Source organism: Streptomyces sp. H39-S7, from assembly GCF_027158205.1.
Classification (GTDB): domain Bacteria; phylum Actinomycetota; class Actinomycetes; order Streptomycetales; family Streptomycetaceae; genus Actinacidiphila.
Window position 1 is genome coordinate 21,723 of record NZ_JAPVLU010000049.1, and the last position, 18,524, is coordinate 40,246.

Below are 18,524 nucleotides of genomic sequence, written 5' to 3' on the forward strand. Positions count from 1 at the left end.
GCGCCGGCAACCCGCCACCCTCTCGCGTCGTGGTCGCGCACGCGCCCCGCCGCTGCCGACTGCCCTGATCGTTTTCAGGTTTCCGCAGGCCATAGGGTGCATCCGCGCTAACACCGACGTATTCGCCGCTGCCCGAAGGACGCATCGCCATGGCCTCCACTCCTGATCAGCCAGCCGACACCACGGCCCGTCGCAAAGCCGGACGCCACCGTGGTGAAGGCCAGTGGGCGATGGGCCACTTCACGCCGCTCAACGGCAATGAGCAGACGAAGAAGGACGACGACGGTCTCAACGTGCGGACACGCATTGAGACGATCTACTCCCAGCGCGGCTTCGACTCGATCGACCCCGCCGACCTCCGCGGCCGCATGCGCTGGTGGGGTCTCTACACCCAGCGCAGGCCCGGGATCGACGGCGGCAAGACCGCCGTTCTGGAGCCGCACGAGCTGGACGACGAGTACTTCATGCTGCGGGTCCGCATCGACGGCGGCCGGCTCACCACCGAGCAGTTGCGCGTCATCGGCGAGATCTCGCAGGAGTTCGCCCGCGGCACCGCCGACCTGACGGACCGGCAGAACGTCCAGTACCACTGGATCCGGATCGAGGACGTCCCGGAGATCTGGCGCCGGCTGGAGGCCGTGGGCCTGTCCACCACCGAGGCGTGCGGCGACACCCCGCGCACCATCCTCGGTTCGCCGGTCGCGGGGATCGCGGCCGACGAGATCATCGACGGCAGTTCCGCGATCGACGAGATCCACACGCGCTACATCGGCTCCAAGGACTTCTCCAACCTCCCGCGCAAGTTCAAGACGGCGATCTCCGGGTCGCCGCTGCTGGACGTGGCGCACGAGATCAACGACATCGCCTTCGTCGGGGTCAACCACCCCGAGCACGGACCCGGCTTCGACCTGTGGGTCGGCGGCGGACTGTCCACCAACCCCAAGCTCGGCGTACGGCTCGGTGCGTGGGTCCCGCTCGACGACGTCTCCGACGTGTGGGCCGGTGTCATCGGCATCTTCCGCGACTACGGATACCGGCGGCTGCGCACCCGCGCCCGGCTGAAGTTCCTGGTCGCCGACTGGGGTCCCGAGAAGTTCCGGCAGATCCTGGAGGACGAGTACCTCCAGCGCAAGCTCACCGACGGGCCCGCGCCCGTTCACCCCGAGCAGCAGTGGCGCGACCACGTCGGCGTGCACCGCCAGCAGGACGGCCGCTTCTACGTGGGCTTCGCGCCGCGGGTCGGCCGGATCGACGGCTCCACGCTCACCAAGATCTCCGAACTGGCGGCGGCGCACGGCTCGGGCCGGCTGCGCACCACGGTCGAGCAGAAGATGATCGTGCTGGACATCGAGGAGCCCCGGGTCGAGTCGCTGGTGGCCGGTCTCGAGGCGCTCGGTTTCCAGGTGAAGCCGTCCCCGTTCCGGCGCGGCACCATGGCCTGCACCGGGATCGAGTACTGCAAGCTGGCCATCGTCGAGACCAAGGCGCGCGGCGCCTCCCTCATCGACGAGCTGGAGCAGCGGCTGCCGGACTTCGACCAGCCGCTGACCATCAACGTCAACGGCTGCCCCAACTCCTGCGCCCGTATCCAGGTGGCGGACATTGGTCTCAAGGGCCAGCTGGTCACCGACGAGAACGGCGAGCAGGTCGAGGGCTTCCAGGTGCACCTGGGCGGCAGCCTCGGCCTGGAGCCCGGCTTCGGCCGCAAGGTCCGCGGGCTGAAGGTCACCTCCGCCGGCCTGGACGACTACGTCGAGCGGGTGCTGCGGCGGTTCGAGAGCGAGCGCGAGGGCGACGAGCGCTTCGCGACCTGGGCCGCCCGCGCCTCCGAGGAGGCGCTGTCATGACCGAGCGCGCCGCGCCGTTCAACTGCCCGTACTGCGGGGACGAGGATCTGCGCCCCTCCGAGGAGAAGGTTCCGCACGGATCGGGCGCCGCCTGGGAATGCCGGGCGTGCAATCGGGCCTTTCAGTTGAAGTTCCTCGGCCTGCTGGCCCAGGGACTTCGGAAGAACCCCCCGACCGGAGGCGAGTCGTGACCACCGCACAGCACACCGCCGAAGACCTGCGCGATCTGGCCGAGCAGGCGGGCCGCGACCTGGAGGACGCGTCCCCCCTGGAGATCCTGCGCTGGGCCGCCGAGACGTTCGGCCCGCGCTTCTGTGTCACGTCCTCGATGGAGGACGCCGTCGTGGCGCACCTGGCGTCCCGCGCCTTTCCCGGCGTGGACGTCGTCTTCCTCGACACCGGCTACCACTTCCCCGAGACCATCGGCACCCGCGACGCCGTGGGTGCGGTGATGGACGTCAACCTGATCACGCTGACCCCGGTGCAGAGCGTCGCCGAACAGGACGCCGAGTACGGGCCGAAGCTGCACGACCGCGACCCCGACCTGTGCTGCGCCCTGCGCAAGGTCAAGCCGCTGGAGCAGGGCCTGACCGCGTACGACGCCTGGGCCACCGGGCTGCGCCGCGACGAGTCGCCGACCCGCGCGGGCACCCCGGTCGTCGGCTGGGACGAGAAGCGCCGCAAGGTGAAGGTCTCCCCGATCGCCCGCTGGACGCAGGCGGACGTGGACGCGTACGTCCTGGAGCACGGGGTGCTGACCAACCCGCTGCTGATGGACGGATTCGCGTCGGTCGGTTGCGCGCCCTGCACCCGCCGGGTGCTGGAGGGCGAGGACGCCCGCGCCGGCCGCTGGGCCGGCCGTGGCAAGACCGAGTGCGGGCTGCACGGCTGATGACTACTCAGATATCCCAGGAGCGAGAGATGAGCGCGACAGCGAGCCCGCGGGAGGCAGGCGCCACGGTGTGGCTCACCGGGCTGCCCAGCGCCGGCAAGACCACGGTCGCCTTCGCGCTGGCGGACCGGCTGCGCGACGCGGGCCACCGGGTGGAGGTGCTGGACGGCGACGAGATCCGCGAGTTCCTCTCCGCCGGGCTGGGCTTCACCCGCGAGGACCGGCACACCAACGTGCAGCGGATCGGCTTCGTCGCCGAACTGCTGGCGTCCAACGGGATCAAGGTCCTCGTCCCCGTCATCGCTCCCTACGCGGACAGCCGCGAGGCCGTCCGCGGGCGTCACCAGAAGCAGGGCACCCCGTACCTGGAGGTCCACGTGGCCACGCCGGTGGAGGTGTGCTCAGAACGCGATGTGAAGGGGCTGTACGCGAAGCAGGCCGCGGGCGAGATCTCCGGGCTCACCGGGGTCGACGACCCGTACGAGGCGCCCGAGGCACCGGATCTGCGCCTCGAGACCCACGGGCGCACCGTCGAGGACTCCGCCGCGGCGCTGCAGGCGCTGCTCGTCGAGAGGGGACTGGCCGCATGACCACCGTTGCCGCACCCAGTGAATCCGCGTACGCGCTCAGCCACCTGGACGCACTCGAGTCCGAGGCGGTGCACATCTTCCGCGAGGTCGCGGGCGAGTTCGAGCGGCCGGTGATCCTCTTCTCCGGCGGCAAGGACTCCATCGTCATGCTGCACCTGGCGCTGAAGGCGTTCGCGCCGGCCGCGGTGCCGTTCTCGCTGCTGCACGTGGACACCGGACACAACTTCCCCGAGGTGCTGGAGTACCGGGACCGCACGGTCGCCGAGCACGGCCTGCGCCTGCACGTGGCGTGCGTGCAGGACTACATCGACGACGGCCGGCTGCGCGAGCGCCCCGACGGGACCCGCAACCCGCTGCAGACGGTGCCGCTGCTGGACGCGATCGGCGAGGGCAGGTTCGACGCGGTCTTCGGCGGCGGCCGCCGCGACGAGGAGAAGGCCCGCGCCAAGGAGCGCGTCTTCTCCCTGCGCGACGAGTTCGGCGCCTGGGACCCGCGCCGCCAGCGCCCCGAGCTGTGGCAGCTCTACAACGGCAAGCACGCGGCCGGCGAGCACGTCCGGGTGTTCCCGCTCTCCAACTGGACCGAGCTGGACGTGTGGCAGTACATCGCCCGCGAGGGCATCGAGCTGCCGGAGATCTACTACGCGCACGAGCGGGACGTCTTCGCCCGCAGCGGCATGTGGCTGACGGCGGGCGACTGGGGCGGCCCGAAGTCCGGTGAGACGGTCGAGAAGCGGACCATCCGCTACCGCACCGTCGGGGACATGTCCTGCACCGGCGCGGTGGACTCCGACGCCTTCACCATCGACCAGGTCATCGTGGAGATCGCCGCGTCCCGGCTCACCGAGCGGGGCGCGACCCGCGCCGACGACAAGATGTCCGAGGCCGCGATGGAAGACCGCAAGCGCGAGGGGTACTTCTAAATGACCAGCATCACGACCGCCGAGCAGATCGCGGCCACCTCGCAGCTGCGCTTCGCCACCGCCGGCTCCGTCGACGACGGCAAGTCCACCCTGGTCGGGCGGCTGCTGCACGACTCCAAGTCGGTCCTGACCGACCAGCTGGAGGCTGTCGAGCACGCCTCGCGCCGCCGCGGCCAGGAGGCGCCGGACCTGGCGCTGCTCACCGACGGCCTGCGGGCCGAGCGCGAGCAGGGCATCACCATCGACGTGGCGTACCGCTACTTCGCCACCCCGCGGCGCCGTTTCATCCTCGCCGACACCCCGGGCCACGTGCAGTACACGCGCAACATGGTCACCGGCGCCTCGACCGCCGAGCTGGCGGTGGTGCTCGTCGACGCCCGCAACGGCGTCGTGGAGCAGACCCGGCGGCACGCCGCGGTGGCCGCGCTGCTGCGCGTCCCGCACGTGGTGCTGGCCGTCAACAAGATGGACCTGGTGGAGTACGCGGAGCCCGTCTTCGCGGCCATCGCCGAGGAGTTCACCGCGTACGCCGCGTCGCTCGGCGTCCCGGACATCACCACGATCCCCATCTCGGCACTCACCGGGGACAACGTCGTGACGGCATCCGCGAACATGGACTGGTACGGCGGCCCCACCGTCCTGGAGCACCTGGAGACGGTGCAGGTCGGCACCGACCTGACGGACGCCCCGGCCCGCTTCCCGGTCCAGTACGTGATCCGTCCGCAGACCGCCGAGCACCCGGACTACCGCGGCTACGCGGGGCGGATCGCCTCCGGCATCCTGCGGGTCGGCGACGAGGTGACGGTCCTGCCGTCCGGCGCGACCAGCACCATCACCGGCATCGACGCCCTCGGCGAGTCGGTCGGCACCGCCTGGGCACCGCAGTCGGTCACCGTGCTGCTCGCCGACGACCTGGACATCTCGCGCGGCGACCTGATCGCACCGACCGCCTCCGCGCCGGCGACCACCCAGGACGTCGAGGCGACCGTCTGCCACCTGCACGAGCGGCCGCTCAAGGTCGGCTCCCGCGTGCTGCTCAAGCACGCGACGCGCACGGTGAAGGCCGTCGTCAAGGAGCTCCCGTACCGCATCAACCTGACGGCCGGGCTCGCGCACGAGTCGGGACCGGCGCAGCTGGACGTCAACGACATCGGCGCCGTCGTCCTGCGCACCGCCGAGCCGCTCCCGCTGGACGCCTACGCGGACTCGCGGCTGACGGGCTCCTTCCTGCTGATCGACCCGGCGGACGGCACGACGCTGACCGCGGGCATGGCGGGCGAGGCGTTCGCCGCGCCGGCCGCGGCCGGCGCTTCCGCCACGTCCGCCGCGAACAACGAACAAGAGGGGTGGGACTTCTGATGGTCACCGAGGCTTATTCGGGCTTCGCCAAGGAGGGCGGCCGCGTCGGCAGCGGCCTCCTCGGCGCCGGCACGGGCGGGGTGGCGCGATGTGCGCTCTAACCGCTGAACCGCGCTACCGCATGCGAGTACACCCGTACCACCGAAGACCTGACGACCTTCCGGCCGCGCCGAGCTAGGCGCGTTCCGGACCTCCGAGAGGAACACCTCCCGTGTCTGCAAGAACCACCCGCAGCCTGAAGCGATCGATCGCCACTGCCGCGACCCTCCCGCTGCTCTTCGGCGCTCTCGCCGCCTGCGGGTACGGCTCGAAGTCCGACGACACGAAGGACAGCAGCGCTGCTCCGGTCACCAGTTCGGGTGCCGCGAAGCTCTCCGCCGACGAGGTGAAGATCGGCTACTTCCCGAACCTCACCCACGCCACCGCGCTCGTCGGCCTCAACCAGGGCCTTTTCGCGAAGGAGCTGGGCGGCACCGCCATCAAGACCCAGACCTTCAACGCGGGCCCGTCCGAGATCGAGGCGCTGAACGCCGGCTCCATCGACATCGGCTGGATCGGCCCCTCGCCGTCCATCAACGGCTACACCAAGTCGAAGAGCACCAACCTGCGGATCATCTCCGGCTCCGCCTCCGGCGGTGTGAAGCTGGTCGTCAACCCCGCGAAGATCAAGACCCTGGACGACGTCAAGGGCAAGAAGATCGCGACCCCGCAGCTGGGCAACACCCAGGACGTGGCCTTCCTCAACTGGATCGCGGAAAAGGGCTGGAAGGTCGACGCGCAGAGCGGCAAGGGCGACGTCTCCGTCTTCCGCACCGACAACAAGGTCACCCCCGACGCCTACAAGTCCGGTTCCATCGACGGCGCGTGGGTGCCGGAGCCGACGGCGTCCAAGCTCGTCTCCCAGGGCGCCAAGGTGCTGCTCGACGAGCGTGACCTGTGGCCCGACAAGAAGTTCGTGATCACCAACGTGATCGTGTCGCAGAAGTTCCTTTCCGCGCACCCGGACGTCGTCGAGGCGGTGCTGCGGGGCTCGGTGAACACCAACGCCTGGATCACGGCCAACCCGGACAAGGCGAAGGCCGCGGCGAACGACCAGCTGAAGAAGGACACCCAGAAGGCGCTGCCGGCCGAGGTGATCGACCCGGCGTGGACGAGCATCCAGGTCATCGACGACCCCCTCGCGAAGTCGCTGACGGCCGAGGCCGACCACGCCGTCAAGGCCGGTCTGCTGAAGAAGCCCGACCTCGCCGGGATCTACGACCTGACGCTGCTCAACAAGGTCCTCAAGGCCGCGGGCAAGCCCGCGGTGGACGCGGCGGGGCTCGGCAAGCAGTAGCAGGACCCGCGACACGGAAGCTCGACGACGCGCAGCCGGTGTCCGACCCGCACGGGTCGGACACCGGCGGCCCGCACCACGCACCGCCCGCCCACGTACCAGGAGGTGACCGGATGGCCACGGCAGTCAGGACCACCGAGCAGCACAGCGCGGACACCGCCGTCGCAGACGGCGCGCCCGCCGTTCGGATCGACCACGTCCACAAGGTCTTCGGCCGTCCGGGCTCCGCCCAGGCCGTCCTCGAAGACATCACGCTCGACGTCCATCCCGGTGAGTTCGTCTGCCTCCTCGGCGCCTCCGGCTGCGGCAAGTCGACGCTGCTCAACCTCGTCGCGGGCCTCGACCAGCCGACCGCGGGCACCATCACGGTGCCGGGCGGCGGCCGTCCCGCGCTGATGTTCCAGGAGCACGCGCTGTTCCCCTGGCTCACCGCGGGCAAGAACATCGAACTCGCGCTGCGGCTGCGCGGTGTGCCGCGCGCCGAGCGCCGCCCGGAGGCCGAGCGGCTGCTCAGCCTGGTGCGCCTCGACGGCTCCTACGGCAAGCGCGTCCACGAGCTGTCCGGCGGTATGCGGCAGCGCGTCGCGCTCGCCCGCGCGCTCGCCCAGGACTCCAACGTGCTGCTGATGGACGAGCCGTTCGCGGCGCTGGACGCCATCACCCGGGACGTCCTGCACGGCGAGCTCACCCGCATCTGGGCCGAGACCGGCGTCTCCGTCCTGTTCGTCACCCACAACGTCCGTGAGGCCGTCCGGCTCGCCGAGCGCGTGGTGCTGCTGACGTCCAGGCCCGGCCGGGTCGCCCGCGAGTGGACCGTGGACATCCCGCAGCCGCGCCGTATCGAGGACGCCGCCGTCGCGGAGCTGTCCATCGAGATCACCGAAGAACTGCGTGGGGAGATCCGCCGACATGGCCAGCACTGACACCGTTCCCGGCGACCGGGAGGCCAAGGAGGACGCCGGCGCCCCGGCGCAGGACCTCGCGGGTCTGGAGGCCGGGCTCGACGCCCTGGACGCGGTCCAGGTCCGGAGCACCCCGTTCACCCAGATCCTGGTCAAGAAGGTCCTGCCGCCGATCTCGGCGGTCCTCCTGGTCCTCGCGGTGTGGCAGCTCGCCGTGCTGGGCGGGTTCGCGCCGGAGACCAAACTGCCCGCCCCCCGGGCGGTCGGCGACAGCTTCATGACGCTGTGGAACGACGGCGACCTCTTCGGCATCATCTGGACCAGCGTCGAGCGCGGGCTGCTGGGCTTCCTCGCCGCGGTCGCCATCGGCACCCCGATCGGGCTCGTCGTGGCCCGCGTCCCGTTCGTCCGCTCGGCCATCGGGCCGATCCTGTCGGGCCTGCAGTCGCTGCCGTCGGTGGCCTGGGTGCCCGCCGCGGTCATCTGGCTCGGCATCACCGACTCCGCGATGTACGCCGTCATCCTGCTCGGCGCCGTGCCCTCGATCGCCAACGGCCTGATCTCCGGCATCGACCAGGTACCGCCGCTCTACCTGCGCGCCGGCCGCACGCTCGGCGCCTCCGGGGTCAGCGGCGCCCGGCACATCCTGCTGCCGGCCGCACTGCCCGGCTACCTGGCCGGCCTCAAGCAGGGCTGGGCCTTCTCCTGGCGTTCGCTGATGGCCGCCGAGCTCATCGCCTCCTCCCCCGACCTCGGCACCGGCCTGGGCCGCTATCTGGAGAACATGCGCGAAGGCTCCGACATGCCGGGCATCTTCCTCGGCATCATCCTCATCCTCGTCGTCGGCATCGCCATCGATCTGCTGATCTTCAGCCCGCTGGAGCGGCGCGTGCTGCGCAGCCGCGGCCTGGTGTCCCGGAGCCAGTGAATGAACGCGCCCGTACTTCTCGTCATCGCCCACGGCAGTCGCGATCCGCGCCATGCCGCGACCGTTCACGCGCTGACCCAGCAGGTACGGGCCGCCCGGCCGGGGCTCCGCGTCGTCACCGGCTACCTCGACTTCTGCGCGCCGACCGTGGCGCAGGTCGTCGACCGCCTCGCGGCGGAGGGGGTCCGCGACGTCGTCGCGCTGCCGCTGCTGCTCACCCGCGCCTTCCACGCGAAGGCCGACATCCCGGCCGTGCTGCGCGAGTCGACCGCCGCGCACCCCCGGCTGAGGGTCGCGGTGGCCGATGTCCTCGGCCCCTCGCCCCTGCTGACCGCCGCCCTGGAGCGGCGGCTGGCCGAGGCCGGGGTCACCCCCGGCGACCGCTCGACCGGGGTCGTGCTGGCCTCGGCGGGCTCCACCGACCCGGAGGCGATCGCAGTGATCGCTGACATCGCGCGGGAGTGGCGGCACACCGGTTGGTGCGCCGTGCGGCCTGCGTTCGCCTCCGCATCCCTTCCCCGCACCGAGGACGCGGTGCGGCAGCTCCGGGCCGAGGGTGTGCGGCACATCGCCGTCGCCCCCTACGTCATCGCGCCGGGCCGCCTTCCCGACCGCATATTCCGCGGTGCCCGCGAGGCCGGCGCCGACGCCCTGGCACCGGTGCTGGGCGCGGCCCCGGAACTCGTCGAGCTACTGCTGGAGCGGTACGCGGGGGCCATCCTCCCCCGCCGGATGCTGCTCTCGGCCTGACCGTCAGGGGCGCGGGCCTCAGGGGTGCGGGCTTGATCCCTCCCGGGGGATCCGCCTCGTGAAGACCGGAATCATGCGACCACTGCCCGGCCGGCACGGGAGACAACTCCCGCAAAACACCCTGCTGCGCCCGGAAGTTGACCGATTCATCGGAGCACTGCACAACTGGTTTCCTTAGGCGATCTTTATAGGTGTAAGGGACCGGCGCCTTCAGGGGGTGGGGATAGCCTCCCCTGGATGGGGGAGAACCCCCACCCTCAAGTCACCTGGAAGCCTGATGGGTGGACCACCTCCCAACCCCTAGCGTCATGGGTGAAGCAAGCGGCTCGGTGCCGCTGCCATGACGAGGGGGAACCGTGAGTCGCCAACGCGCACACGGCAGCAAAATGGGAATCGCCGCGGCGATGGGTGGCTGGAGCGCCCGGCACCGCTGGACCGCTGTGATCGGCTGGCTGGTCTTCGTGGTCCTCGCGCTCGCCATCGGGCAGATGGCCGGGCGGGTGGACGCGAGCCAGGAGGAGGGCCTGCCGGGCGAGGTCAGCCAGGCGGCCGGGATCATCGACGACGCGGGCATCAAGGGCTCCGCGGACGAGATGGTGCTCATCCAGGTCAAGTCCGGCGGCACGGTCGCGGACCCCGCGGTCCACACCGCCGTGGACGCGGTCATAGCGGCGGTCAAGGGCACCGGCCAGACCGCGAAGATCACGTCGCCCTACGACACCAAGGCGATCTCCGCGGACCAGAAGTCCGCGCTGATCCGGTTCGAGATGACCGGTGACAAGGAGACCGCCAAGGACCGCGTCACCAAGGTCACCGACGCGGTGGCGGGGACGCAGGCCAAGTACCAGGACCTGCGGATCGAGGAGTTCGGCGAGGCGAGCGCCGAGAAGGTGCTCGGCGACGCGTTCGGCGACGACTTCAAGACCGCCGAGTTCTCCGCCGTCCCCGTCGCGCTCGGCATCCTGCTGGTCGCCTTCGGCGCCCTGGTCGCCGCCCTGCTGCCGGTCCTCCTCGCGGTGACCGCCTTCGTGGCCACCACCGGCCTGGTCGCCGTCGTCAGCCACCTGGTGCCGATGAGCGACACCGCCAACTCCGTGATGCTGCTGGTCGGTCTGGCCGTCGGCGTCGACTACTGCCTGTTCTACCTGCGCCGCGAGCGTGAAGAACGGGCCGCGGGCCACGACGCGCAGACCGCCATCAAGATCGCCTCGGCGACGTCGGGCCGCGCCATCCTCATCTCCGGCATCACCGTGATCGTCGCGATGGCCGGCATGCTCTTCACCGGGATCGCGGACTTCAAGGCCATGGGCGTGGCCACCATGATGGTCGTCGCGGTCGCCATGTTCGGCTCCGTGACCGTCCTGCCCGCACTGCTCTCGCTGCTCGGCCACCGGGTCGAGAAGGGCCGGCTGCCCTTCCTGAACCGGGGCCGGAAGAACGCCTCCCAGGGCGCCGCCAACGGCAACAGCCGCTTCTGGACCGCCGTCCTCACCCCGGTGCTGCGCAACCCGAAGACCGCCACCGTCATCGCCGGCGGCGCACTGCTCCTCGTCGCCGCCCCGGCACTCGGGCTGCACACCGCCAACCTCTCGATGAACCAGGAGCTCGGCAACGGGCTGCCCATCATCCAGACCTACGACCGCATCAGCGCGGCGTTCCCCGGCGGTCCCGACCCGGCCCACGTGGTCATCAAGGCCGACGACATCAACGCGGCACCCGTCAAGCAGGCGATCGAGGACTTCCGCGCCGAGGCCGTCGCGAAGGGCGCCAGCAAGGGCCCGGTCACCGTCGTCGTCCACGCCAAGGAGAACATCGCGCAGATCGACGTCCCGCTGGCGGGCGGCACGGACCGGGCGAAGGCCGAGGCCGGGCTGGTCCAACTGCGCGACGAGGTACGGCCCGACACGCTCGGCAAGGTCCCGGGGCTCGAAGCGCCCATCACCGGTGAGACGGCCGGCTCGATGGACTTCACCAACAAGATCACGAGCAGCGTGCCGCCGGTCTTCGCCTTCGTGATCATCTTCGCCTTCCTCCTGATGCTGCTGTCCTTCCGCTCCCTCACCATCGCCGCCACCTCCATCGTCCTCAACCTGCTGTCGGTGGGCGCGGCCTACGGTGTCCTGGCCGCCGTCTTCCAGCACGGCTGGGGCGCGGGGCTGGTGGGTGCCACGGGGACCGGCGCGGTCGTCGCCTGGCTGCCGCTCTTCCTCTTCGTGATCCTCTTCGGGCTGAGCATGGACTACCACGTCTTCGTGGTCTCCCGGATCCGCGAGGCCAGGATGCGCGGCCTCAGCACCCAGAACGCCATCCAGCACGGCATCACCACCACGGCGGGCGTCGTCACCAGCGCGGCGGTCATCATGGTCGCGGTGTTCGCCATCTTCGGAACGCTCTCGATGCAGAGCATGAAGCAGATGGGCGTCGGCCTGGCGGTGGCCGTCCTCATCGACGCGACCATCATCCGCGGGGTCCTGCTCCCCGCCGTCATGGCCCTGCTCGGCGAGCGCAACTGGTACCTGCCCAAGTGGCTCGGCTGGCTCCCGGACATGACCCACGACGAGGCCGTCCTGGCCCCGCCGGCCCCGGCGGCCACCCGCCCCTCCGAGGAGTACGACGCGGCCCGCGTCTGACCTTCCCCCCACTGCCGGCCCGGTCTCTCACGGGGGAGACCGGGCCGGCCCACGTCCGTCACCGCCGCTCCCCCGCCACCGCCGGCCCCTCAGCCGGCGGTGGCGGCGTGTCTGGCCGCGTACCGCCGCGCCTTGGTGCGGTTGCCGCAGACGCGCATGGAGCACCAGCGGCGGCTGCGGTTCCTGGAGACGTCCCAGAAGACCCAGGCGCACGCGTGCTCGGCGCAGCGCTTGAGGCGGTCGGCGTCGCCGGTGACGACCAGTTCGGTCCAGGCGACGGCGATCAGCGCCAGCGCCCTGCGGGCGGGCGGCAGTTCCGGCGCCGGGAGCAGGGCGGCGGACGGACCCCGCCGCACGGTGCTCAGCAGCGGGAGTTCGCGCAGCGCCTCGTCCGCGGCGAGGGACAGGTCCGGATCCGGGGTGTCGCCCACGTGGACGCCCAGCTCCTCGCGGATGCCGGCGCGCAGCCGCAGGCAGAGGTCGTGGTCGGCGGCGGAGACGGTGCTGCCGGTTTCGAGCAGCCCCCGGTCGGCGAGCCAGGCGGCGAGCCGGCCGGGCGCGTCGAGGTCGTCGGTGCCGAGCTCGACGTCGACGGTGTTGGCGAACGCCTCGACCAGCTGGGCCGAGGGCGGTGCTTCGATCACGGGCCACCTCCTGAGAGCGCCAGTCTACCGCGCGGATAACCAGCTAACCGCTTGACCGGTTCGGCCGCCGATGGAATGCTCGGCCGTGCGCTCGAAACCAGTCAAAGCGTTAGACGGTTAGGGGACCTCGCATGACCACCCAGGCCCTGCCCGCCGCCGGAACACCGGCGCGGCCCGCCGATCCGCGCGGGACCCGCAACACCGTCGTGCTGCTGGTGTTCACCGCGATCACCAATCTCGCGGACGGGATCACCAAGATCGCCCTGCCGGTGCTGGCCACCCGCGTCACCAGCTCCCCCGGCGCCGTCTCCCTGGTCGCCCTCACGCTCACCCTCCCCTGGCTGCTCGCTTCCCTCCCGGTCGGCGTGCTCGTCGACCGCGCCGACCGGCGCCGGCTGCTCTGGCTGGCCAACGGCATCCGGCTGCTCGCGATCACCGGGCTGCTGCGGATCGTGGCCACCGGCGACGTCACACTCTGGGCGCTCGCCGCCGCCGGGACCGTGCTCGGCGTCGCCGAGGTGATCGCCCTGACCTCGGAGTCGGCGCTCGTCCCCGCGATCGTGCCGCGGGCCGGCCGGGAGCGCGCGAACGCCTGGATCACCGGCGTCGAGACCGCCGCCAACGAGTTCTGCGGCCCCTTCGTCGGCGGGCTGCTGCTGGCCGCGGGCACCGGCGTCGCCCTCGGCGCCACCTGGGTCGCGTACCTTGCCGCCGCCCTGGTCCTGCTGCTGCTCACGGGCCGCTTCCGCGCGCGGCGGGAGCCCGCACCGGACAGCGGGCCGGCGGGGGCCCGGCAGTTCACCGAGGGACTGCGCTACCTGTGGCGGCACCGGCTGCTGCGCACCATGGCGCTCATCCTGACGGTGCTGTGCGCGAGTTGGGGCGGCTGGCTGGCCCTCATGCCACTCATCGCGAAGGAGCTGATGGGGCTGTCGCCCCGGGAGTACGGCGTCGTTCTCAGCGCGCTCGGGATCGGCGGCCTGGTCGGCGCGCTCACCGTCGGCCGGGTGAACCGGCTGCTCGGCCGCCGCTGGGCGATGTTCGCCGACCTCGTCAGCACGCTGGCGATGATGGCCGTCCCGGTCCTCACCACCAGCCTGGGGGCCGTCGCGGCGGCCGCCTTCCTCGGCGGCATGGGCGGCACCCTGTGGTCGGTCAACGCCCGGCTCGTCGCGCAGAACACCGTGCCGGACGCCATCATGGGCCGCTTCAGCAGCGCGGCCCGCCTGCTGAGCTGGGGCGCCATGCCGCTGGGCGCCGGACTGATCGGTGTGCTCGCCGAAGCGTTCGGGATACGGGTCGCCTTCCTCGTCTTCGCCGCCGCTGTCGCGGCCACCGTCCCGCCGTTCCTGCGCGTCGTCACGGCGGGCGAACTCGGCGAGGCCGTCTGACGCGGGCTACCGCTGGTAGCGGGCCAGCACGCGGTTGCCGTCGGAGACCAGGCGGTGGCGCAGGTCGTCGAGGCCGATGGCGCCGCTGTAGTACTCCTGGAAGGCGGGGGTGGCGACCTTGTCCTTCCACTCCGGGTAGCCGCGGACGGACTGGGCCGGCGCGGAGCGGAGATAGGGGGCCAGCGCGGTGCCGGTGGACCAGCCGTTCCGCTCCGTGTGCAGCGCCGGGTCGCGCAGGGCGGCCGTGGCGGTCGGCAGCATCCAGTCGCCCTTGGCGAGCCGGACCACGTTGTCGGTGCGCAGCAGGAAGTCGATGAACGCGACGGCCTCCTTCTTGTGCGCGCAGTCCTCCGAGACGGAGAGGGTCTGCGGGCTGACGCCCTGCGCGCGGTTGCCGCCGGGCCCCGCGGGGGCGGGCAGCACGATCCAGTCGAAGCCCTTCGGGGCCTGCTGCTGGATCTGCTGGCGGTAGGAGAAGCCGAGCGGGACCATGGCGTACCTGCCGCCGAAGAACCCGGGCAGCGTGTCGGAGCCGCCCATGCCCAGCGTGGTGCGCGACGCGCTGTGGTCGGTGTTGACCAGGTCGTGGATGACGCGCGGTACGACCTGGTCGGCGGCGTCGAAGCGGACGGTGACCTTGCCGTCGGCGCCGCGCGCGAAGATCTGCCCGCCGGTGGACAGCGAGAGGTTGAGGGTCGAGCTGACCGGCTCCTTGAGCGGCCAGGCGACCCCGTAGGTCCCGTCGGCGGTCAGCCTCTTCGCGGACTGCCGGAACTCGTCCCACGTCCAGGGGGTGTCGGCGGTCGGGATGCGGACGCCGGACTTCACCAGCAGCGCCCGGTTGGCCATGATCATGCGGGGTTCCTGCAGGAACGGCACTCCGTAGACGCCCTTGCCGAACGTCGTGGTCTGCCAGGAGGCGGCCGGGATCGCGTCCCGCAGGGTCGGCGGCAGCAGGCCGCCCAGGTCGGCGAGGTCGCCGCCGTACGCGAAGTCCGCGAGGTCGTCGGAGGCGTCGTGGATGATGTCTGGCGCCTCCCCGCCCTCGAAGGACGTCAGGAGCTGGTCGTGGACGCTGTCCCAGTTGCCCTGCACGTACTCGACCTCGACGGCCGGATGGGTGCGGTTCCACTCGGCCACGAGCTGCTTGTTGGCGGCGACGGAGTCCTGCTGCCAGGCCAGGCTCTGGAAGCGGAGCGTGATCCGCCCGTCGTCGGAGCCGTCGCCGCCGCCCGCGCAGCCCGCCGTGAGCAGGGCGAGCGCGGCGGCGATCGCGGCCACCGACCTCCCGAGCGGGCGGGACGAGGGCCGGCGCATCAGCCCTTCACCGCCCCGGCCACCATGCCGCCGGCGATCCGCCGCTGGATCAGCGCGAAGAGCAGCAGGCTGGGGAGGGTCGCGAGCAGCGCGGCGGCGGCGAGCGGACCGAGGTCCGCGACGCCCTCGGCGCCGATGAAGTGGGTGAGGATGATCGGCATGGTCTGCTTCTCCGGGGTTTTCAGCAGCACCAGCGCGAAGAAGAACTCGTTCCACGCGGTGATGAAGGCGAACAGGCCGGTGGCGACGATGCCGGGGGCGAGCAGCGGCGCGGTGATCGAGACGAGGGTGCGGAACCGGCCGGCGCCGTCCACCGCGGCGGCCTCCTCCAGCTCGCGCGGCACGGCGCGGACGTACCCCGTCAGCATCCACAGCGCGAACGGCAGCGTCCAGACGACGTAGACCAGCACGAGACCCGGCAGCGCGTTGATCAGGTGCAGCCGCTTGAGGATCAGGAACAGCGGGATGATCACCAGCACGAACGGGAACGCCTGGCTGACCACGACCCACCCGGTGGCGGTCCGGCTCAGCCAGGAGCGGTGCCGCGCCATCACATACGCCATCGGCGTGGCGAGGAGCACCGCGATGGCTGCCGAGCTGAGGGCCACCAGCAGGCTGTTCAGCGCGGCGTGCAGCAGCGGCTGCTCGTCGAAGGCCTGCCGGAAGTTGTCGAGGGTGGGGTTCTCCGGCCACCAGGTGGGGTGCAGGGTGGCCAGCTCGCGCGGCGGCTTGAAGGCCGTCGAGACCAGCCACAGCAGCGGGAAGCCGAGGAAGACCAGATAGCCGAGGAGCGCGAGGTACTGGCCGGTGCGGCCGGCCCGGCGCTTGATCAGCCGGTTGCGGGCGGTGGTCACTGGTCCTCCCCCTTGAGCCGGCCGGCCAGGTACACGGCCAGGAGTACGGAGACCACCGCGACCATGACGCAGCCCATCGCCGCCGCGTAGCCGAACTGGCCGTAGCGGAAGGCCTCTTCGTAGGCGAAGAGCATCGGCAGCCGGGTGCGGCCGCCGGGGCCGCCGTTGGTGAGCACGTAGACCAGCGCGAACGAGTTGAAGTTCCAGATGAAGTTGAGCGCCGTCATGGCGAGCGCCACCGGCCGGATCGCCGGCCAGGTCACGGTGCGGAACCTGCGCCAGGCGCCGGCGCCGTCCACCGCGGCCGCCTCGTGCAGCTCGCGTGGCACGTTCTGCAGCCCGGCGAGGAGCGAGACGGTGGTGGTCGGCATCCCGGCCCAGATGCCGACGACGATCACGGCGGGCAGCGCCGTCGACAGTCCGGCGAGCCAGTCGGTTCCGTTGCCGAGGTGGAGTTGGCGCAGCGTCTCGTTGAGCACGCCCGCGTCCGGGTGGTAGACCAGCCGCCACATGATGCCGACGACGACCTCCGGCATCGCCCACGGGACGATGGCCAGCGCGCGGGCGAGCCAGCGCATCCGCAGCGGCTGGTTGAGCAGCAGCGCGAGGCCGAGCGCGAGCAGGAACTGGGGCACGGTCACCCCGACCGCCCAGACCAGGCCGATCCGGAACGAGTCCCAGAAGAGGGAGTCGTGCAGGAGGTCGGAGAAGTTCTGCAGCCCGATCCACCGGGTCGGCTGTATTCGGCCCGACTGGGAGTCGGTGAACGAGAGGCCGATCCCGTACAGCAGCGGTCCGACGCTCAGCAGCAGGATCGGGATCAGGGCGGGGAGGACGAGGAACCACACGCCGCGGTCGGGTCGCCGGGGGCGGTTCCTGGGTGGCGCGGTCGCCAGGGTCACGGCAGGCGGGCTCCTTTGCGCGGCTCGTCGGACGGTCCGCCCGGCAGGCGCGAGGCCCCGGCGGGCCCCCGTCATGGTGCGGACCCCCGGGCGGCCCGTCAAGACCATGTGACGACGCGTCGGCTCCCGGCGAGTGGTCGCGGGCGGGTGGTCGCGGGCAGATGCGAGACTGTCGGTGATCATTCGGACGGGGAACGGCGGAGGGCAGTCGTGGAGCAGACGGGCACGGCGTTCACGGAGGAACGGGCACGGGCCGTGCTGGTCGCGGCGGCGAGGCCGTCGGCGGCGGCTCCCGTCTCCGACGCGTCGCCGGACGCCGCCGGGGCGCGGCTGCTGGCGCTCGGCGAGAACGCGGTGTTCGCCGTGGGCGACGGCCTCGTCGTCAAGATCGGCCGCAGCGCCGAGCTGCTCGAGCGCGCGGAGCGCGAGGTGCTGATCGCCGGCTGGCTGGCGGAGCACGGTGTGCCGGCGGTGCGTGCGGCCACGCCGCGGGCCCGGCTGGTCGACGGGCATCCCGTCACCTACTGGGTGCGGCTGCCCGAGCCGGTGCGCTCCGCCGGGCCCGCCGACCTCGCCGGGCTGCTGCGGCTGGTGCACGCGCTGCCGGAGCCGTCGGGGCCGTCCGCTCCCGTGCTGCCGCCGCGTGAGCTGCTGGGCGGGGTGGAGCGCTGGCTGCGCCTGGCGGGCGAGGCGATCGATCCGGCGGACGCCGCGTTTCTGCGCGACCGCCGGGACGGATTCGCCGCGGCGGCCGCCGCGCTGACCCCCCGGCTTCCGCGCGGCCCGATCCACGGCGACGCGCTGCCGCGCAACGTACAGGTCGGTCCCGAGGGGCCGGTCCTGGTGGACCTGGAGACGTTCTCCACCGATCTGCGCGAACACGACCTGGTGGTGATGGCCCTCAGCCGGGACCGCTACGGGCTGGACCCGGCCGCCTACGACACCTTCACCGCGGCCTACGGCTGGGACGTGCGCGAGTGGGACGGCTGCGCCGTGCTGCGCGGCGCGCGGGAGACCGCGAGCTGCGCCTGGGTCGCCCAGCACGCCCCCGCGAACCCCGCGGCTCTCGCCGAGTTCCGCCGCCGCGTCGCGTCGCTGCGCGACGGCGACCCAACGGTCCGCTGGTACCCGTTCTGACGCACGGGACCTTCGGACCGGGCGTCCACGGCAGGCGCCGGATCGCCCGGCACGTCCGCCGCGCGCACGGCATGCCGGCCGGCCCAGGGCCTGTCCTCACGAGCACCCGCCCGGCGGGATCG

17 protein-coding genes are annotated in these 18,524 nt (G+C 71.8%); 13 read left to right on the forward strand and 4 right to left on the reverse strand.

Features of this window, described 5'->3' with window-relative positions; all coding sequences use genetic code 11:
* The first annotated feature begins 149 nt into the window (after positions 1-149).
* The 11 genes from O3X23_RS34795 (at position 150) to O3X23_RS34845 (ending at position 12,157) form a co-directional block, all read left to right on the forward strand.
* Positions 150-1,847, forward strand: coding sequence for a nitrite/sulfite reductase (locus O3X23_RS34795; RefSeq protein ID WP_269276544.1), 1,698 nt, complete (start codon positions 150-152; stop codon positions 1,845-1,847).
* The gene (locus O3X23_RS34800; protein WP_269276545.1) at positions 1,844-2,038 is read left to right on the forward strand and encodes a hypothetical protein; all 195 of its coding nucleotides are present in this window, start codon (positions 1,844-1,846) and stop codon (positions 2,036-2,038) included. Before O3X23_RS34795 ends, O3X23_RS34800 begins: the two co-directional genes overlap by 4 nt.
* Positions 2,035-2,739, forward strand: a complete 705-nt coding sequence (locus O3X23_RS34805) for a phosphoadenylyl-sulfate reductase (protein ID WP_269276546.1) — start codon at positions 2,035-2,037, stop codon at positions 2,737-2,739. Before O3X23_RS34800 ends, O3X23_RS34805 begins: the two co-directional genes overlap by 4 nt.
* Positions 2,739-3,329: an adenylyl-sulfate kinase gene (gene cysC, locus O3X23_RS34810; protein ID WP_269276548.1), complete on the forward strand. Its 591-nt coding sequence runs from the start codon at positions 2,739-2,741 to the stop codon at positions 3,327-3,329. Before O3X23_RS34805 ends, cysC begins: the two co-directional genes overlap by 1 nt.
* Positions 3,326-4,252, forward strand: coding sequence for a sulfate adenylyltransferase subunit CysD (gene cysD / locus O3X23_RS34815; RefSeq protein ID WP_269276550.1), 927 nt, complete (start codon positions 3,326-3,328; stop codon positions 4,250-4,252). The genes cysC and cysD overlap by 4 nt, the downstream gene beginning before the upstream one ends.
* Entirely contained in the window at positions 4,253-5,611 is a 1,359-nt protein-coding gene (locus O3X23_RS34820; protein ID WP_269276552.1) for a sulfate adenylyltransferase subunit 1, read from the forward strand. It abuts the gene before it with no gap.
* 211 nt (positions 5,612-5,822) lie between these two features.
* A complete protein-coding gene (locus tag O3X23_RS34825; RefSeq protein ID WP_269276553.1) occupies positions 5,823-6,947 on the forward strand; it encodes an aliphatic sulfonate ABC transporter substrate-binding protein in 1,125 nt (374 codons plus the stop codon).
* Positions 6,948-7,060: 113 nt separating this feature from the next.
* Positions 7,061-7,870 (forward strand): ABC transporter ATP-binding protein, encoded by an 810-nt coding sequence (locus tag O3X23_RS34830; protein WP_269276555.1) that lies wholly within the window; start codon positions 7,061-7,063, stop codon positions 7,868-7,870.
* A complete protein-coding gene (locus O3X23_RS34835; RefSeq protein WP_269276558.1) occupies positions 7,857-8,777 on the forward strand; it encodes an ABC transporter permease in 921 nt (306 codons plus the stop codon). Before O3X23_RS34830 ends, O3X23_RS34835 begins: the two co-directional genes overlap by 14 nt.
* The gene (locus O3X23_RS34840) at positions 8,778-9,527 is read left to right on the forward strand and encodes a sirohydrochlorin chelatase (RefSeq protein ID WP_269276560.1); all 750 of its coding nucleotides are present in this window, start codon (positions 8,778-8,780) and stop codon (positions 9,525-9,527) included. It begins immediately after the preceding gene.
* Positions 9,528-9,913: 386 nt separating this feature from the next.
* On the forward strand, positions 9,914-12,157 hold the full coding sequence (locus tag O3X23_RS34845; RefSeq protein ID WP_269276594.1) for an MMPL family transporter: 2,244 nt from the start codon (positions 9,914-9,916) through the stop codon (positions 12,155-12,157).
* A gap of 89 nt (positions 12,158-12,246) precedes the next feature.
* On the opposite strand, the gene O3X23_RS34850 is transcribed toward O3X23_RS34845, so the two are convergent.
* A complete protein-coding gene (locus O3X23_RS34850; protein WP_269276562.1) occupies positions 12,247-12,801 on the reverse strand; it encodes a CGNR zinc finger domain-containing protein in 555 nt (184 codons plus the stop codon).
* A 131-nt stretch (positions 12,802-12,932) separates the two neighbouring features.
* Here O3X23_RS34850 and O3X23_RS34855 point away from each other — a divergent pair, with 131 nt between their 5' ends.
* The gene (locus O3X23_RS34855) at positions 12,933-14,192 is read left to right on the forward strand and encodes an MFS transporter (RefSeq protein ID WP_269276564.1); all 1,260 of its coding nucleotides are present in this window, start codon (positions 12,933-12,935) and stop codon (positions 14,190-14,192) included.
* A gap of 6 nt (positions 14,193-14,198) precedes the next feature.
* Here O3X23_RS34855 and O3X23_RS34860 read toward each other — a convergent pair whose 3' ends face one another.
* Genes O3X23_RS34860 through O3X23_RS34870 form a run of 3 tightly spaced genes read right to left on the reverse strand, consistent with a single transcriptional unit; the run spans position 14,199 to position 17,265 of the window.
* Positions 14,199-15,509, reverse strand: coding sequence for an ABC transporter substrate-binding protein (locus O3X23_RS34860; protein WP_269276566.1), 1,311 nt, complete (start codon positions 15,507-15,509; stop codon positions 14,199-14,201).
* A complete protein-coding gene (locus O3X23_RS34865; RefSeq protein ID WP_443048066.1) occupies positions 15,509-16,363 on the reverse strand; it encodes a carbohydrate ABC transporter permease in 855 nt (284 codons plus the stop codon). The genes O3X23_RS34860 and O3X23_RS34865 overlap by 1 nt, the downstream gene beginning before the upstream one ends.
* Positions 16,360-17,265, reverse strand: a complete 906-nt coding sequence (locus O3X23_RS34870; protein WP_269276568.1) for a carbohydrate ABC transporter permease — start codon at positions 17,263-17,265, stop codon at positions 16,360-16,362. Before O3X23_RS34870 ends, O3X23_RS34865 begins: the two co-directional genes overlap by 4 nt.
* A gap of 210 nt (positions 17,266-17,475) precedes the next feature.
* Here O3X23_RS34870 and O3X23_RS34875 point away from each other — a divergent pair, with 210 nt between their 5' ends.
* The gene (locus O3X23_RS34875) at positions 17,476-18,402 is read left to right on the forward strand and encodes a phosphotransferase enzyme family protein (protein ID WP_443048067.1); all 927 of its coding nucleotides are present in this window, start codon (positions 17,476-17,478) and stop codon (positions 18,400-18,402) included.
* Positions 18,403-18,524 lie beyond the last annotated feature (122 nt).

Bases quoted from the DNA above. Each gene is read 5' to 3' on its own strand.
- O3X23_RS34795 (WP_269276544.1), top strand. From the start codon at position 150: ATGGCCTCCACTCCTGATCAGCCAGCCGACACCACGGCCCGTCGCAAA.
- O3X23_RS34800 (WP_269276545.1), top strand. From the start codon at position 1,844: ATGACCGAGCGCGCCGCGCCGTTCAACTGCCCGTACTGCGGGGACGAG.
- cysC (WP_269276548.1), top strand. From the start codon at position 2,739: ATGACTACTCAGATATCCCAGGAGCGAGAGATGAGCGCGACAGCGAGC.
- cysD (WP_269276550.1), top strand. From the start codon at position 3,326: ATGACCACCGTTGCCGCACCCAGTGAATCCGCGTACGCGCTCAGCCAC.
- O3X23_RS34820 (WP_269276552.1), top strand. From the start codon at position 4,253: ATGACCAGCATCACGACCGCCGAGCAGATCGCGGCCACCTCGCAGCTG.
- O3X23_RS34830 (WP_269276555.1), top strand. From the start codon at position 7,061: ATGGCCACGGCAGTCAGGACCACCGAGCAGCACAGCGCGGACACCGCC.
- O3X23_RS34835 (WP_269276558.1), top strand. From the start codon at position 7,857: ATGGCCAGCACTGACACCGTTCCCGGCGACCGGGAGGCCAAGGAGGAC.
- O3X23_RS34840 (WP_269276560.1), top strand. From the start codon at position 8,778: ATGAACGCGCCCGTACTTCTCGTCATCGCCCACGGCAGTCGCGATCCG.
- O3X23_RS34845 (WP_269276594.1), top strand. From the start codon at position 9,914: ATGGGAATCGCCGCGGCGATGGGTGGCTGGAGCGCCCGGCACCGCTGG.
- O3X23_RS34855 (WP_269276564.1), top strand. From the start codon at position 12,933: ATGACCACCCAGGCCCTGCCCGCCGCCGGAACACCGGCGCGGCCCGCC.
- O3X23_RS34860 (WP_269276566.1), bottom strand. From the start codon at position 15,509: ATGCGCCGGCCCTCGTCCCGCCCGCTCGGGAGGTCGGTGGCCGCGATC.